General features: G+C 60.9%; 19 protein-coding genes. 13 read left to right on the top strand and 6 right to left on the bottom strand.

Translation table 11 applies throughout. The features are described from left to right. From IEY62_RS10000 to IEY62_RS09940, 13 genes are all read left to right on the top strand, one after another. On the top strand, nt 1–984 hold the full coding sequence (locus IEY62_RS10000; protein WP_189016827.1) for an ABC transporter ATP-binding protein: 984 nt from the start codon (nt 1–3) through the stop codon (nt 982–984). Beyond that, nucleotides 981–1,745 (top strand): ABC transporter permease, encoded by a 765-nt coding sequence (locus IEY62_RS09995; protein ID WP_189016825.1) that lies wholly within the window; start codon nt 981–983, stop codon nt 1,743–1,745. The genes IEY62_RS10000 and IEY62_RS09995 overlap by 4 nt, the downstream gene beginning before the upstream one ends. A 2-nt stretch (nt 1,746–1,747) precedes the next feature. Continuing rightward, nucleotides 1,748–3,190, top strand: a complete 1,443-nt coding sequence (locus IEY62_RS09990; RefSeq protein ID WP_189016823.1) for a DUF4389 domain-containing protein — start codon at nt 1,748–1,750, stop codon at nt 3,188–3,190. A gap of 323 nt (nt 3,191–3,513) precedes the next feature. Continuing rightward, on the top strand, nt 3,514–4,140 hold the full coding sequence (locus tag IEY62_RS09985; RefSeq protein ID WP_229785188.1) for a polysaccharide deacetylase family protein: 627 nt from the start codon (nt 3,514–3,516) through the stop codon (nt 4,138–4,140). A 3-nt stretch (nt 4,141–4,143) separates the two neighbouring features. Then, nucleotides 4,144–4,674 (top strand): cation transporting ATPase C-terminal domain-containing protein, encoded by a 531-nt coding sequence (locus IEY62_RS09980; protein ID WP_189016819.1) that lies wholly within the window; start codon nt 4,144–4,146, stop codon nt 4,672–4,674. Nucleotides 4,675–4,701: 27 nt separating this feature from the next. After that, on the top strand, nt 4,702–5,214 hold the full coding sequence (locus IEY62_RS09975) for a hypothetical protein (protein ID WP_229785187.1): 513 nt from the start codon (nt 4,702–4,704) through the stop codon (nt 5,212–5,214). After that, a complete protein-coding gene (locus IEY62_RS09970) occupies nt 5,189–5,659 on the top strand; it encodes a pyridoxamine 5'-phosphate oxidase family protein (protein WP_189016817.1) in 471 nt (156 codons plus the stop codon). Before IEY62_RS09975 ends, IEY62_RS09970 begins: the two co-directional genes overlap by 26 nt. Before the next feature lie 49 nt (nt 5,660–5,708). Next, the gene (locus IEY62_RS09965) at nt 5,709–6,638 is read left to right on the top strand and encodes an ABC transporter ATP-binding protein (RefSeq protein WP_229785186.1); all 930 of its coding nucleotides are present in this window, start codon (nt 5,709–5,711) and stop codon (nt 6,636–6,638) included. Nucleotides 6,639–6,640: 2 nt separating this feature from the next. Beyond that, nucleotides 6,641–7,813 carry an ABC transporter permease gene (locus IEY62_RS09960; RefSeq protein WP_229785185.1) on the top strand — a complete coding sequence of 391 codons (1,173 nt, stop codon included), beginning with the start codon at nt 6,641–6,643 and terminating at the stop codon, nt 7,811–7,813. Next, nucleotides 7,810–8,976 carry an ABC transporter permease gene (locus IEY62_RS09955; RefSeq protein ID WP_189016812.1) on the top strand — a complete coding sequence of 389 codons (1,167 nt, stop codon included), beginning with the start codon at nt 7,810–7,812 and terminating at the stop codon, nt 8,974–8,976. Before IEY62_RS09960 ends, IEY62_RS09955 begins: the two co-directional genes overlap by 4 nt. Then, nucleotides 8,973–9,341 carry a DUF5655 domain-containing protein gene (locus IEY62_RS09950; RefSeq protein WP_189016809.1) on the top strand — a complete coding sequence of 123 codons (369 nt, stop codon included), beginning with the start codon at nt 8,973–8,975 and terminating at the stop codon, nt 9,339–9,341. The genes IEY62_RS09955 and IEY62_RS09950 overlap by 4 nt, the downstream gene beginning before the upstream one ends. Before the next feature lie 89 nt (nt 9,342–9,430). Then, entirely contained in the window at nt 9,431–9,901 is a 471-nt protein-coding gene (locus IEY62_RS09945; RefSeq protein WP_189016806.1) for a GyrI-like domain-containing protein, read from the top strand. A 19-nt stretch (nt 9,902–9,920) separates the two neighbouring features. Further along, on the top strand, nt 9,921–10,790 hold the full coding sequence (locus IEY62_RS09940; protein WP_189016803.1) for a universal stress protein: 870 nt from the start codon (nt 9,921–9,923) through the stop codon (nt 10,788–10,790). A 156-nt stretch (nt 10,791–10,946) separates the two neighbouring features. Here the strand turns inward: IEY62_RS09940 and IEY62_RS09935 are convergent, their stop codons facing one another. The 6 genes from IEY62_RS09935 to IEY62_RS09910 form a co-directional block, all read right to left on the bottom strand. Continuing rightward, nucleotides 10,947–11,717: an SDR family NAD(P)-dependent oxidoreductase gene (locus IEY62_RS09935; protein ID WP_189016800.1), complete on the bottom strand. Its 771-nt coding sequence runs from the start codon at nt 11,715–11,717 to the stop codon at nt 10,947–10,949. 433 nt (nt 11,718–12,150) lie between these two features. Beyond that, a complete protein-coding gene (trxA, locus tag IEY62_RS09930; protein ID WP_189016797.1) occupies nt 12,151–12,579 on the bottom strand; it encodes a thioredoxin in 429 nt (142 codons plus the stop codon). A gap of 456 nt (nt 12,580–13,035) precedes the next feature. Next, on the bottom strand, nt 13,036–13,287 hold the full coding sequence (locus tag IEY62_RS21870) for a hypothetical protein (RefSeq protein ID WP_189016794.1): 252 nt from the start codon (nt 13,285–13,287) through the stop codon (nt 13,036–13,038). A 1,028-nt stretch (nt 13,288–14,315) separates the two neighbouring features. Then, nucleotides 14,316–14,684, bottom strand: coding sequence for a type II toxin-antitoxin system death-on-curing family toxin (locus IEY62_RS09920; protein ID WP_189016791.1), 369 nt, complete (start codon nt 14,682–14,684; stop codon nt 14,316–14,318). Next, nucleotides 14,681–14,887 (bottom strand): ribbon-helix-helix protein, CopG family, encoded by a 207-nt coding sequence (locus tag IEY62_RS09915; RefSeq protein WP_229785181.1) that lies wholly within the window; start codon nt 14,885–14,887, stop codon nt 14,681–14,683. Before IEY62_RS09915 ends, IEY62_RS09920 begins: the two co-directional genes overlap by 4 nt. 492 nt (nt 14,888–15,379) lie before the next feature. Next, nucleotides 15,380–15,919 carry an HPP family protein gene (locus tag IEY62_RS09910; protein ID WP_189016788.1) on the bottom strand — a complete coding sequence of 180 codons (540 nt, stop codon included), beginning with the start codon at nt 15,917–15,919 and terminating at the stop codon, nt 15,380–15,382. Nucleotides 15,920–15,976 lie beyond the last annotated feature (57 nt).

Below are 15,976 nucleotides of genomic sequence, written 5' to 3'. Positions count from 1 at the left end.
ATGACCACAGGACAGATGTCCATCCCAACAGCTCCAGAGCGAGGGGTGGCCGGCGCGTCTGCTGTGATCGAGGCGGTAGGGCTGACCAAGACATTTGGGAAGAATCATGCGCTTAACGGCATGACCCTGGAGGTGCCCGAGGGTTCCATCTTTGGCTTTTTGGGGTTGAATGGGGCCGGCAAGACCACCTTCCTCCGTGTCATGAGCGGACTTTCCCGGGCGGGTTCGGGTTCACTGCGCCTTCTCGGCGAAGACGCGACGATAAACGGGACCTCGATCCGCCACAGCATAGGTTACCTACCGGATGTACCCGCGTTCTATGAATGGATGAACGCACGGCAAACGCTGCACCTCGCAGGCAGGTTGTTTGGGCTTGACGGACCGGAGTTGGATGCCAAGACGGATGAGTTGCTGGAATTTGTCCGGCTCACCGGAATCGATCAACCCATCGGTAAGTATTCCCGTGGCATGCGCCAACGGCTTGGGGTGGCTCAGGCGCTGATCAATTCTCCCAGGCTGCTTTTACTTGACGAGCCCACCAGCGCCCTTGATCCGGAGGGCCGCAGGGAGCTGTTGGAATTCATTGGAGCGCTGCGCGGTAAGACCACGGTGTTTTTCTCAACCCATATTCTCAGCGACGTGGAGCGTATCTGCGACTCCGTGGCCATCCTGGACAAAGGACGTGTACTGGCCCAATCCACCATGGAGGAGCTGCGTTCCCGGCGTGGGCAACGGCGAATTCTGATCGATGTCAGTCACGGTGCGGAAGCACTGGCCAGAGTCTTCGGAGAACAGGATTGGGCAGTCTCAGTCCAACCCGGGCCGCGCGGTGAGATTGAGGTGCGGGTATCGGATGAGGAAACCGCCCAGCGTGAAATCCCCAGCCTGGTCAGCAGGCAGGGTACGGGTCTCATACGCATGGAAAACGCTGAATCCGGCCTGGAAGAGGTTTTCCTGGAACTCGTCGGCAAGGGAAACCAGTGAGCACTTTCACAGTTCTGGCAGCCAAGGAAGGCAACGAAATCTTCCGTACGTGGAGGATTTGGGTGCTGCCCGCAATAGTCATGTTTTTCGCAGTGGTTGGGCCGCCCCTGGCAAAAATAACTCCGGAGCTTTTAGGCTCCGTGACAGGGTCTGCGCCCGGTTCGTTGGCGCTGCCGGATGCCACCTTCAGTGACGCTTACGGGCAGTGGATAAAGAACCTCTCACAAATCGTCCTGTTCACCATCATCATCATGTACGGCGGAGTGGTTTCCAGTGAGATCCGCGACGGCACCGCTGCCTTCGTACTCAGCAAACCCGTTTCAAGGGCCACTTTCATAGCGGCGAAGGCATCCATCCATGCCATGTTCATCACGGTGGTGTTTGCCCTGGGGACCCTCACCACGTGGTTCGTTACCTTTTTGACCTTCGGAACCGCGCCTTCCGGGCAGTTGTGGGGCGCGGCGTTCCTGCTCCTGATCCATGGCCTCCTGGCACTGTCCTACACCATGCTGTTCTCGGTTTTGATCCCGGCAGCCGCCGGGGCCGCTGGAACAGGGTTGGGGATCTACGCTTTGCTGGCCGTGGGCGCGGCCTGGGACCCGCTCGCGACGTTCGGGCCGTCAGGCGTGCCAGGCATCGCAGCCGCGATTGCCGCTGGCCAGGAACATGTCTCTCCGGCTTGGCCGTCAGTAACAAGCCTTGTTGCCGCTGCCGCGGCCCTCGGCGTTGCTTCCCTGATCTTCAACCGGAAAGAACTGTAGCCATGAAAAAGCCAGGTCATATCGTCCTCCTTGTAATCGGTATAGTGCTTTCTTTGCTCGGCTTCACGATGGCAGCGGCGGGTGCGGCGGGGGCATGGTTCGCCTCTTCCCAGGATGACGGAGCTTTCTTCACCTCCCCGACAGAGCGGTACACGGTTTCGTCCCGTGCGTTGGTCTCTCCCCAACTCGATGCCGTGGGCGAGGGCACCCCCGAAAGGCTTCCCTTCGACGTCGGAACCCTCAGGCTCAGGGCCACTGCGACGGAGGCCGGCCGTGAAGTGTTCATCGGCATTGCACCCCAAAACGAAGTGGACGGGTACCTTGCCGGGGTGCACCACACCGAGTTGCGTGAAGTGAAGTTCCAACCCTTCCGGCCGGTTTACAGGGACGTTCCGGGATCATCCACCCCCGCAGCGCCCGGTGCCCAGCAGTTCTGGGCAGCATCAGCCTCCGGCCCGGGTGAGCAAGAGCTCACCTGGAACATCGCGCCCGGCAATTGGACGGTGGTGGTGATGAACACTGACGCCAGTAGCGGAGTCTCCGCGGATCTGCAGGCCGGTTTCCGTTCCGACCTCATCAAACCGGCAGCAATGGGCCTGCTGTCCGCCGGCGTGCTGGCCATCCTCGTCGGCGTTCCTCTGTTGGTGCTTGGCGCCGTAGGTCTGGGCCGCGGCGGAGGATCTTCCGGCCAGCTTCCTTCGACATCTGCGGCAGGGCACGGCGCATCGGCAGGCACCACGAGCTCGGCGCTTCATTTCACCGGCCAGCTGGACCCTGCTCTGTCGCCGTGGATGTGGCTGGTGAAGTGGTTCCTCGCCATCCCCCATTTCTTCGTGCTGTTTTTCCTCTGGTTCGCGTTCGCTGTCACCAGCATCATTGCCTGGTTTGCCATCCTTTTCACTGGGCGCTACCCGCTTCCCCTGTTCCATTTCAATGTGGGCGTTCTCCGATGGACTTGGCGCGTGGCCTTCTACACCTACGGTGCAGGCGGGACCGATCACTATCCGCCGTTCAGTCTCTCCCGAACGGACTACCCGGCGAACCTGGAGGTGGATTATCCGGCCCGCCTCTCCCGGGGCCTTGCTCTTATAAAGTCCTGGTTGCTGCTCATACCGCACCTGCTGATCGTGGGGGCGTTCACTGGAACGGCGACGTGGGCTTGGAGAACCCAGGACGGACCTGCCGGTGTGATCAACGATCGCGGCGGAGGACTGTCCTTGCTGGGCCTGCTGGTCCTCATCGCCCTGCTAACCCTTTTGTTCACCGGCAGCTATCCGCGCCCCCTGTTCGCCTTTATTATGGGCATCAATCGCTGGGTCTACCGAGTGCTCATCTACGGGGCCCTCCTCCGCGACGAATATCCGCCGTTCCGCCTGGATCAGGGCGCCTTCGATCCCGAGCCACTGCAACCCCCGCATACTGACGGGACGGCCAGGCAGACGTGAATGACGCCGAGCCGGCAGCAGCCGCCGCGTCGGAAAGAAGCGCACGACGGCGAGTGGTCGCCGTCGTGGTTTTACTCGCCCTGATAATTCTGGCCGGAGGGGCCATACTCTTGGTCACTACGCAGCCACAGGGGGTACCAGGAGCGGTATCAACAACGTCGGCCTCGTCGATGATGACGCCGACAACGTCAACGGATTCACGTTCACCTGGACCAAGTGCGTCGGCAGTTTCACCGGAGCCGGATGGATCGCCGAGCGTTGGGCCTGAGCCTGGTGAGTCGGAAACTGGTGGACCGTCGGTTGCAGCGCTGCCCGAGGCATTGTTGGGACGGGATCTTGAGGAACTGCCGGGGGCGGGGAACGAGGTAGCGCTGACCTTCGACGCCGGGGCAAACTCAGCGGCTTTGGCGAGCATTCTGTCAACCCTTTCAACAGAGCAAGTCAAGGCAACGTTCTTCCTCACCGGGGACTGGGCCCAGGCAAACAGCGCGAGCGTGGACCGGATCCTCGCCGAAGGGCATCGGCTGGGTAACCACTCCATGAGTCATAAGGGTTTCACAGAGCTGACGGATGCGCAGATCGCAGAGGAGATTCGCGGAGCTGAGGCGACGGTCCTCGCTGCCGGCGGCGATCCCCGGCCATTCTTCAGGTTCCCCTTCGGCGAACGGGATTCCCGGGTCATCGCCACCGTCAACAGGCTCGGCTATGTTGCTGTGCGCTGGAGTGTGGACACGCTCGGCTGGAAGGGAACCAACGGTGGCGCTACTCAGGAGACGGTCCTTCGGCGCGTTGTTGACGGCCTACGCCCCGGTGCCATTGTGCTGATGCACATTGGTTCCAATCCGGAAGACGGCACGACCCTGGATGCTGACGCGTTGCCGGGCATCATCAAAGAGATCAAGATGGCCGGGTACCGCATGGTGACCCTCGACCGCATGCTAGCTGGCTAGGGCATGGCAGGCGCTTTGAACCACGGCACCACGGACGCGGCGCATCATGGCCTGCCGGCACACGAGGTTGTTCTGCTCCTCGAAGCCGACGCAGCCCGTGGGCTAACTACCAATGAAGTGTCCGAACGCGCCGGGGTTTATGGGCCCAACCGACTGCCTGGTATCCAACGCGAAAGCCTCCTGCGCTCAGCAGCCCGTCAGTTCAACAACCCCTTGATCTATGTCCTGATTGCCGCAGCCACCGTAACCGTATTACTGGGCGAGTACGTCGACAGTTCCGTGATTTTGCTCTTCAGCTGCCGGTCTTTGACCCAATCCGTATGGAGACTCCGGCCCTTCAGCAACCGCTGGTTGGTATTTGGAGTCCTGATCCAGCTCGCAGGGCAGGCAGCAATCACCTACGTTCCGGTCATGAACTATCTTTTCCACACCGCGCCCCTTACACCCGAGGCGTGGATCGGCATTCTGGGTGTGGGTCTGGTTGCGTCCGTTGCAGTGGCCGCTGACAAACATTTTCGGCGCTCCATTATCTAGTCGACACACCACTATTGAGGAGGAACGATGATTCGAGTGATGCTTCTGATCGTTCAGGGGCTGGTTGCCGTCACATCAGTTGCCGGCGGCCTGGTCATGGCCGTGGGATCCTGGCCGGGAGTGGACAGGAGCGCTTTTCCACCCGAGCTTCAACTCCCGGAGGAATACCTGAGCGGATCGCCCTTCAGCACCTACCTGGTTCCGGGTCTTCTGTTGGCAGTTGTCGTCGGAGGACTGCATGGGCTGGCCTTCGTCCTGCATCTTCGGCGGGGTGCTTTCGCATCCTTGGCAGCTGCCGCGGCAGGCTACTCCATCCTTGTTTGGATCTTCGTGCAAATGGCACTGATTCCGTTCAGTGCACTGCAAGCGGTTTACTTTGGAGCCGGGTTGGCGGAAGTGGGATTACTCCTGCTCTTACTGGGAGTCGCCGCGCGGGTGCCTGCAGGTACTGCTCTGGGATCACTCGGGCCTTTGGGCCCTGTTGGGGGCCGGGAACCGGCCGTAGGATCTCCCCATGACCGACAAAAACATAGTGCCTGAGGCGGAAGTACTTGAATCGGACGATTGTTGGAGGCTCCTCGGTGAGGCCAACGTCGGGCGGCTTTCTGTGATCGTCAATGGTCACCCGGATATCTTTCCCGTGAACTTCGCCGTAGATAACAACACAGTGGTTTTCAGGACCGGGCCGGGGACCAAACAGTGGGCCATGGAGGATGAGCCCGTAGTGGCCATGGAGGCCGACTCCGTCAGTGCAGAATTCGGGATTGCGTGGAGTGTGGTCCTCAAAGGCACAGCTGAAGACGCCGGGTCTGAAGGCCCCCGACTTGATGAGGTCAGGCGTGCCCTTTTCCCGTGGCAGGGAGTGGGTCAGGACCACCTCTTCAGAATCGTTCCGGCTTCAGTAACCGGGAGACGATTCGACCTCTCGGCGCCGATGTCCCTGCGCACTCCGCTCAACGATGCAACGCGGGCCGGCCTGGAGTAGTCCGGTCAGCCGTGAGAATCCGGTGGCACCTCCTGGAACAGGAACTGTCTTGTCAGCGGACCGGCTCGTCAAGAGATTCGGTGAGCTGACCGCCGTCGACGACGTCTCTTTCGCTATCCGTCCCGGTGAGACCTACGGTCTCCTTGGTCCGAATGGTGCCGGAAAGACCACCATCATCAACATGGTGGCCGGTCTGATCCCCGCCGATTCCGGCTCCGTGGATGTGGCCGGTATCCGGATGGACCCGGCAGGCATTGCGGTGAAACGTCATCTGGGCCTGGTTCCACAAGAGCTCGCCATCTATCCGGATCTGACGGCCCGGGAGAACCTGAACTTCTTCGGTCGGCTTCAAGGTTTGGGCCGGAAGGAGTTATCCTCCAGGGTCAATGCGGTTCTGGAACTCCTCGGACTGGCTGAGCGGGCTGGTGAACAAACCAAAAAGTACTCGGGCGGCATGAAGCGTCGTCTAAACATTGGCATAGGTTTGCTGCACCGCCCCGGTCTGTTGATCCTGGATGAACCTACTGTGGGCGTTGACCCTCAGTCCCGAAACTCGATTCTTGAGGCGGTGGGAGACCTCTCGGCGGGGGGCACCGCTGTGCTGTACACCACCCACTACATGGAAGAGGCCGAGCGCCTCTGTGACCGGATTGCCATTCTTGACCAAGGCCAGATCCAGGCCGAAGGAACCAGGGACGAGCTCATCACGCTAACCGGCGGCGTGGACCGGATCAGCCTGGTGGGGGCCGGGCGGTCCGCAGCGGCCGCTGAAGCACTTAGGTCGCTCGACGGCGTTCATCGCGTCACCGATTCAGGAGGAACCGAGTTGATACTCACCGTTACGGACGGTGCAGCTCTCCTCGCAGGCATTGTGAGCACCGCGGTCCGCTCAGGGATGACACTGGCCTCAGTATCCGTGACGCGTCCTGACCTCGAATCAGTGTTCCTGCACTTGACCGGCAAAGCGCTCAGGGACTGACCGTGCGGGCACTGTGGACCATGGTCGGCAATGATTTCCGGCAACGCCTGAGGGATAAGTCCGTACTCATCTTCTCGCTCATTGTCCCCCTGGCGCTGATGGGCGTGCTGAGCTTGGCTTTTGGCCGGTTGGGTACCGGCAGCGTCGACCTGCAACCAGCCACGGTCGTAGCCAGCGTAGAAGACTCCGGTCCGCTAGGAGCTGCGCTGCTGGACTCGCTTGGTTCGATCGAGGCCATGAAGGTCACTGTCCGTGAGGTGCCAGCGGATGCCGTGAGCTCCGAAACCCGCACTACCGGTGCCGCCTTGGGCATCGTCATCCCGGCCGGCTTCAGTTCCGCCCTGGCTACAGGGCAACCGTCCACGCTCCAACTTATCGAAGGCAGCGGGTCCGTCCTCGAGACGAGTGTCCTGATCTCGATCGTCACCGGAATCGTAGACCAGTTCACCGCTGCGTCAGTAACGGAGGCGGCCGCAAAACTGGGTGGAGTCCCCCCTGATGCGGCGGCAGGCATTGGGCGGATCGCGGTGGTCGGCGAACCGATTCTCCATATCACGGAAGGAACCGTGCCAGCTGGGCAGTTGTCGCTTCGAGCCGGTTTGGTGGCCGGTCAAACGGGGTTGTTTCTTTTGTTCACGGTGGGGTTCGGCGTCCTTGGACTGTTGGCGGAGAAGGAACAAGGAACCCTCGGCCGGATCAGGTCCACCGCTGTGCCGCAATGGACCATTGTCGCCGCCAAAGCGGCTGTTGGTTTTTCTTTGGGAGTCGCCGCAAGTGCGGTGCTGCTTGCCAGCGGCACGCTCCTCTTCGGCGTTAACTTCGGTTCCCCGTCCGTTGTGGGTTTGTTGGTCCTCGGGGCAGCGGCGGCGGCGACCAGCTTGACCTTTATTGTGGCCAAGGTGGTTCGGACAGCCGAACAAGCCAATGTGGCGCAATCCATTGTTGCCATGGTGTTGGGTATAGCGGGAGGTGCCTTCTTTCCCATCCAGGCGTCAGGTTTCATGGCCGTGCTGATGGACCTTAACCCTGTGGGAGCGTTCATCCGTGGCCTGGGAATCTCGGCCGGTGGCGGCGGCATCGCAGAAATCGCCATGCCCCTGATAACAATGTGGGGATTCGCGGTTGTGTGCGTCCTTGTCTCCCGTTTCCTGCCGGACCGGGGAGCCAGGTCGTGAAAGCGATCCTGGCCATCGCCGGCGTCGAGGTGCGGCGTTTCCTGCGCGACCGCTCCAATATCTTCTTCGCCTTCATCTTCCCGCTCCTGTTGATCCTGTTGCTGGGCACCCAGTTCGGCTCCAGCAGCGCAGAAACCCGGGTGGCCTTGGCGGGAGGGTCCGGAACAGCGCTACTAACCGCTCTGACAGAACAATTGGAAGCCGACGGCATGCAGGTGGAGTCCGGCACCGCTCAAGTGGTGCGCGAACAGCTGGGGCGCGGAAGGGCCGACGTCGGGCTCATTATCAGCAACGAAGCCGCCACCGCATTCAACGACGAACGCCGGACGGAGCTGGAGATTCTGACAGCGTCGCAGGCGTCCGCACAAGCCGCCCTGCAGCAAGTCAGGGGTTCCCTGCAGGCCATCAGCATGCGACACAGCCAGCTCGCGGCCTTGGAACAGGGCGGACTGGCAGCAGAGGCCGCAAAGTCCGCCTTGACGCACGCACGGGAAGCTGTCCAGGCACCCCGGGTAGACATTCTTGACACCGACAACACCGCAAAAGAATTCCGTGGACTTGGGGTTTTCGATCTTGGAGCGGTGCAGCAGCTGCTGCTTTTCATCTTCCTCAGCTCCTTGACTGGATCCGCCACGCTGATCCAGGCCCGCCGCTTCGGTGTCATCTCGCGCACCTTGGCAGCACCCGTATCCAGCCGTCAAACGATCGCCGGCCAGGCAGTGGGAAGGTTTGGGATCGCATCGGTGCAAGGTGCGTACATCCTGGTTGGCACTGCCTTGCTCTTCGGCGTCGATTGGGGCAACTTATGGCTCACCGCACTGGTCTTGGTGGCCTTCAGCGCCGTGGCCGCAGCAGGCGCCATGATTATCGGCTCGCTCTTGGATCACGACGGCGCGGCAACAGGTATCGGAATAGGCTCAGGTCTCGTTTTGGCTGGGTTGGGAGGCTGTATGGTGCCACCGGAGTTCTTCGCCGAACCGCTGCAGTCATTTTCGTGGCTCACTCCCCATCGCTGGGCCTATGACGCTTTGGCGGCCATCCAACGTCGGGATGCTGCCTTCACTGACATTCTGCCTTCTTTGGGTGTCCTTGCAGTGATGGCCGCGTTTCTCCTTTTATGCGGGGCGTGGCTCCTGCGGCGCAGCCTCCAAAGGGCCCTATGAGCACAGATTTACCGCCGGACGTGGTTTCCTTCTTTGCTGGATCTCCTCAAGGTCTTGCCATTTGCGAGGCGGTCCTTGCCATCGCCAGTGGCCTCGGCGACGTACACATCCGCGTCTCGAAGAGCCAGATCGCCCTACGGCGGCACCGTGGCTTCGCCTACTTGTGGCGGCCGGGACAGTATGTTCATTCGAGGGTGCCGGCCGTGTTGTCATTGGCTTTGCCTTTCGAACTCGACTCCCCCAGGTTCAAAGAAATCGTTCACCCCGCTCCTTCCGTGTGGATGCATCACGTGGAACTTGACGATCACACCATGGTTGATGCCGAAGTGCGGCAATGGATCACGCAGGCCTTTGAGGCCGCATAGGTGAATTGCCGCAGGTGCCAACCTGAGCGCCGCCTCTTTAGAGTCGTTTGACCCTACTGCTGCCAGCCCACTGGGGGAAATCTTGAACTATGAGCATTCTCGACCAGCAACCCGCCCTGATTCGAACCACCGACCAGCCCACCGCAGTGGTCCGCGAGCGCGTCCCCATGGCAAATCTAAGGGAATTCTTCGGCCGTGCGTTTGGGGCAGTCATGGCCGCCGCTCAGGCCCAGAACACCAGCCCCACCGGACCGCCGTTCGCCATGTACCACGGGATGCCAACCGACACGGTGGAAGTTGAAGCGGGCTTCGCCGTGAGCCCTGATTTCTCCGCGACGGGCGAGGTTATCAGTGGCCTGCTGCCGGCGTCGGACGCCATCGAAGCCGTGCACAAGGGACCTTACGACACCCTGGAGCGGACCTACGCGCTCATCCTGGAGCGTATGAGCGCAGAAGGAATGACACCTTCAGAGACCATGTGGGAGTTCTATTTGAGCGATCCCGGACAAGAGCCGGATCCGGCCAAATGGCAGACCCGGGTTGTTTGGCCCATCATCTGAGCAGAGAGCAGGCAGCATCATGAGCGCTGACAACGTCATAGCCGTGGGCATCAAGGACTCCACCCAGAGCGAAGCAGCTCTGATGTGGGCTGGACGTCGGGCCGAGCAACTTCGGGTGCCGCTGACCATAGTGCATGTGGTTGATGACAGGTGGCTGATTGAACCTTCATCGTGGAGGGATTCATTCAAGCGTTCCGGCGAGAAGCTGTTGGAGGCTGCATCTGCCCGAATCGGCGAGCTATTCCAGATCGAAGTCACCACCGAACTGTTGGTCGGGAGTGTGGCCGCATCTTTGGGGCAGTACGCCCGGAACACCTCGCTTATGGTCGTCGCTTCGGGTAGTCCCCACCTTGGCGGCACCTTGACGGACCGCGCCCTTCAGATAGCAAGCGCTTCGAAAGGACCTGTAGCCGTTGTTGGAGGGACAGCCGATTATCAGGACAGGCAGGGAGTCATTGTCGGTGTGGATGGTTCCGAGCATTCACTCAACGCCGTGGCTTTCGCCGCCGCAGAGGCAGATCGGGACGGGCAGGAACTCACGGTACTCCATGCGTACAATGCGCCCCAGCCGTCCACCGACGCCGGGTTGGCACCAGCCGAACTCAGGCGGCTTATCAACGACCAAGAGCGCCTCATCCTGGCGGAGACTATTGCCGGACTGAGCGTCTCGTATCCCGATCTGCCTGTGAAGAAGGTTTCGGAGCCCCATAAGGAGCCGGTCCGGGCCTTGGTGGAAGCCTCAGTAAACGCAAGGCTGCTTGTTCTGGGTAGTCGGGGGCGGGGTGGATTTTCGCGACTGCTTTTGGGCTCCACCGCGCACGGTGTCTTGACGCATATAGCTTGCCCAACCATCGTCATTCCACCAGAGCACGCTTCGGAGCAGCCTTAGCCACAAGTGAAGCCCAGACAGCGACCTGGAATGCGTCAGACAGGAACCACGGCTGGTTGATGAGCTCCGCGGCCCGCCGTTATGGCTGTACACCACAGCCTTGGTCGGCTCATGGAACCCAGTCTCCCTAGTGCTCTGACCATGTTCACTGAACCCTCAAATTGCGTTCCACCCGTTGTCCGAGGCAAGAACCACACCATTGATGTTGGAACCGTCCCGACTCAAGAGGAAGGTGATCCCTGCGGCGAGCTCGCTGGCCTCAGCAACGGGCGGTACATTGACCTGCATCAAGGGACCAAGCACCTCAGCTGCAAGCTGGGACTTGAACTCGGCATGGATGTTCGTTCTGGTGCCGCCAGGAGCCACTGCGTTGACACGTATGCCGCGGCGTCCGTACATGATGGCTGAATTGCGTGTCAGGCCGATGACAGCATGCTTTGAGACCGTATACGCAGCACCGGCCGCTGAGCCCCTCAGGCCTGCTTCGGACGAGACATTCACGATGGAACCATTGCCCGCTGCCAACATGGCCGGCACCACCGCCCTCATCAGGCGCATCATCGATGTTAGGTTGACGTCCAGAACGTGCGCCCAAGTATCGTCATCGAGCTCATGCACCGGCTGGAAACTATCCATGATTCCCGCCACATTAGCCAGTGCGTCAATCCGTTCGCCCGCGGCGGCCACCACACGCTGCACGGCCTCCTCAGTGCTGATGTCACCCGCCACCGGTATTAGGCCAAGTTCCGCATGCTCGGTCATCAGCTTGCTGAGGCCCTCTTCGCTGCGGTCGCTGGCCACTACCCTGCCACCCTCACGTGCTACTCGCAGCGCAGTGGCCAGCCCTATGCCGGAGGCCGCCCCAGTCACGATAACGGTCTGTCCGTCGAACCTTCGGGGCGTAATGTTTTCCTGCCAGGCGCTCATTGGAGTCTCCTCGTTGTAGACGTGGATATTGGTCCCCGGCCCACCCCTGCCTTGTTTGAACAATGTTGGGGCATGGTACAAGCAGGACCGGAATGGCCTCAATGAGATCAGGATGGTGTCCGGCACAGAACCTGTAACAGGGCCAAAAGTCCCTGCACAAGGCAAGACCCCCATCTCATGATGTGTCAGCCTTGGTCAGCCCGTGACGCGTCTGCTTCGTAGTTCACCACGTAGCCGACCGTAGCAACCGGGTAGTCGCCCCGCGGAGTGTCGACGCCGTGGGATTCGGCCGCAATGTAGCAGCAATGCCGAGGGAACCATTCGGGACGCCAATGGCCGCTGCCGCTGAAATCTGCCGCCCCCGGGACAGGCCTTCCTGGTCACGACAGCGGGGTGGGACACCGCACCTGCCGCCGTCGTCCCTTGATCCCGGCTACTTCGTGAGTGCTACCTCCAACCAATTCCTCAACACCGGCGCGGGAGCCGCCCCGGCCCGCCTCGCGACGACCTTGCCGTCAACTATCACCATCAACGTTGGCACGGCCTTTATGTCGAATCTGGCGGAAAGCTGCGGCGTCTGGTCCACATCGACCTTCACGAGTTTGATATGCCCAGCGCGTTCATGGGCCAACTTGTCCAACACAGGGCTCACCATCCGGCACGGGCCGCACCACACCGCCCAAAAGTCCACCAATACCGGAACGCCGGGCCGTTCGGCGATCGCACTGAAGTCGGCGTCGCCCGCCTCAACCACCCAAGGAAGATCCCGGTGGCAGTTCCCGCAGCGTGGCCGGCCGTCGGCCACAGCCGGCACACGGTTCGACTTGCCGCACTGAGGACATCTAATGACGGCTCTGTTCATGTGTTTACAGCCTCCCTAAGTTCCACTGCGATGCATACAGGAGCAAGCTCGTTTCCGGATACTGTCAGCGGAACCATTCCCTGGATTTGTGGCAGTCCCAACGACGGAAACAACAACATGACGTACCGGTAAACGGCCAATCTCGTCGCGCCCCTACATGCAGCCCAAGCGCCAACCCGGATCCAACAGATGATCCGCCTCCTCAGGAAAAAGTGTAGGACCACCACGACCTACGCGGACACACCTTGAGGCATCGTTCCGTGCTTTCCGGTGGGAACGGACGATCTTGGGGCGCTGACCCCACTGGCGGCACGGGTGATGAACCGGGACCTCGGACTCTGTTGGCAGCACCGATTCAGGGTTGAGACTGGGAGTAAATCTTAGAGGTGGAGGGTACTGATCATGATGTGGGGTTATGGACAAGGCATGGTGTGGATGTGGCTTTGGGTTCCTCTGCTACTGGTTGGCGTCGCGTTGCTTGTACTCCTGGCAGTAAGGGTCACGGGCGAGGGCCGTGGGGGTTACGTGCCGACGGGCCCACAGGAGCCAAACGACCTGCCACCGACGAAAGGTAGCAGGGCCCGAGAGATTCTCGACGAGCGCTTTGCCAAAGGGGAGCTCACAGCAGAGCAGTACCGCGAGTACCTCACTGTGCTCGGTGAGGACCGGTAGTGCAACCAACCAGCCGCCGTCGGGCGAACCCGTCATCTCCTACAGAGTCAAAGGGCTAACGCGTTACCAGATGTTTTCGCCGGCCACTCCCCGGTCTGCCACGGAATTCCGGCCTCAGTGGGATGCTCGGCGCCAGCGACCCTGATGCGCTGGTTAACATGGTGAACCGCGGTGCGGAGTCAACCACCTTCGAGGAGAGCCGCAAAAAGACCTGAAGGAAGCGGGAAGACGGACGCCACCGGAGCAAGGAAGACCATCGAGGACTTCTCCGTCCCCCTCACGGCTGAGGACCCTCTTGTGACTCTTGGGTTGCCGAATGAGCACGACGAGCCTCCCTGAAGGAGCAGGACGGCGCACGGGTCTCAACCGCCGTCGCCGGTCTCTTCCCAACATCGGAGCTGCCCTCCAACCTGACGCTACAGCCCGAAACCCCGTCACACCGGATCCTCGTCGAGGACGGACGCGCCGTCGGTATCGAAAATGACAAGGCACCTTCCGCGCAGCCCGCGAAGTGATCGTCTCAACAGGAGCAATCGACACCCAAGCTGCTCATGCTCGCCGGGATCGTGCCCTGCGACTCCCGGGCCACAACATCTGTTCCTCTCGCGGACGATCCCAGAAGCAAATCCGCAAGAAGATCTACTCGTCACGTCGTGACCAACGACCCTACCCATGAAGAGGTGTAGGACAACGACGACCTATCGGACGAAAGACTGGAACCCATAAGCCAGCTCAGAGCAAGCGGAGGGCCGGTCAGCCACGACCCTGAACCCGCTCCCCCACAACCAAACAGGCGACCCGCAGCGTCAGGCACACCCCGCGGCCAGTGTCAGAGGGACCTGACCAAGCAGAATGTACACACTTTAAAGCAGAAACCCCCTCTGAGGAGGGGGTATGCCGTGCCCGAGGTGGGACTCGAACGGGTTTCTTGGGCTTGTTAGCAGGGGGAACTCCAGAAAACATAGCCAATTCGAGCCAGTCCGGCGCTTGTGCGGCCCAGTCCTGGGCTGGAAATGTGGACAATGTTCACGCGCCTTTTCCTTTTCCAGCTCCGACCGGCGGAACTAGCGAGAAAGCAGGTGCTTGGAGATTTCCGCGGCAGAGCTAGTCAAATCAATCCGCCCGGCAGCGACGCCCACAACCAATTCGAACCCCTCATGCGTCGTGAAATCGTGACGGTAGCCATTGATCCACAACAACAACACCATTAACGTCCACGCCGTGCGCTTGTTGCCATCGATCAATGGATGAAAGCGGGCCACCGACTCCAATAATGCACCCGCCTTGGTGGCCAGATCACCGTAAGCCTCGACCCCCATGACGGTTGTCGCGGGCCTGGCCAGAGCCGAAGCCAGCAGCCCAACGTCACGGATATGGAAGCCGTACCGGTCAACAACCTGGAGAGCATCCTCTATATCCAGATACGCGGTCACGCGTCCTCAAGGCGGGTCAGCAGTTCAGCGTCATGACTCATCACAAAGTCCAAGCCCTCACTAATCTCCCGCCGCCGGGCGTTCCTCTGCAATACCAGTTCCGCCCCCTGCAACAACAGCGCGGACTTGGACGTGTGCTCCTCGGCCGCCAGCTTCTCCAAACGACGATCAAGGTCTTCCGGGACACGAAGATTCATAGCCATGGATCCATGGTACCAAAACGGTACCCACCTCTCCGTGACCAACTCAAGACTGGCACGGCAACACCACCATCGCCTAGATCACCTGGTGGGAAGGCAGAGGAGCCAAAGCACACCAATACCTCCAACTCGCTCTAAACACCGACCCGGATACCGCTTCGCACGCCTCACCGACCACATGCTCGGAGGCGGCATCTTCGCAGGCGGGAACACCAACAAAACCACCGCCTACAAAACCAACCTCGACATGCCCTGACGCGCTTGTCTTAGCCCCTCAACTTGTGCCGATGCCTGGACGCATGTCTCGATCGAACAGCAATATTAGCTTGACCAAACACTCCCTATCGCCGTGTGAGAAACCCTCTGGGGAGCGACTCAGGGGGATCCTTTCGAGCAGGCGCTTAACAACCTCAGTGACAGCCTTGCGGCCCGTAATGTTGCGGAAAATCGTCCGGGTCACCGACCGGCCACCCAGTCACGGTTGCCCGGTTACTCTTACCCTCGCATGGGTGCGGGTTTTGTTCCCAGAAGTGCGTTAAGTCCCCAGCCGAGGATGGTGGTGAAGATGATGGCTGCAGCTATGGACAGCAGCTGGGCTGGGCTCGTCAGTATGCCGAGGCTGACGATAAGCGTTGTGGCGCCGGCCGGTGGATGGGGCTTCCGGGCCCACGTCAAAACAAGGGTGGTCAAGGCCAACGAGAGCGCCCCGGCCAGGAGGTGTGGTGTGGTCAGGCCTCCGGCGGGAACCGATGGGTCGTCCTGCAACCCGAAGCCGTAGAGGCACGCGATGCCGGCCAGAAGTCCGGCTCCGTGCCCTATCAGGGCGTTGGATGGTCGGGACGATTCCTCTTGTGGGGATTCGAAGAACAACATGACCGTTGGACCCAGGCTGGGGAAGAGCCACGGGCTGTGTAGAGCCAGCCCGATGGCGCCGCTGGCTGAGAGAACAATCAGTGACAGTGTTGCTGCGTACAGGGCTGGACCTGGGCGCCTGCCCGATTCTGTCAGTCGGGTGTGGATCGATTGCTTCGACATAAGGTCTCCTGCCGATCGTCAGAGTCCTGTTGGGTGCAGGCAAGGAACCGACCGTGC

The sequence above is a fragment of the Paenarthrobacter histidinolovorans genome, assembly GCF_014647595.1.
In the GTDB taxonomy this organism is placed as follows: Bacteria; Actinomycetota; Actinomycetes; order Actinomycetales; family Micrococcaceae; genus Arthrobacter; species Arthrobacter histidinolovorans.
This window is presented reverse-complemented; position numbering and strand designations above follow the sequence as displayed.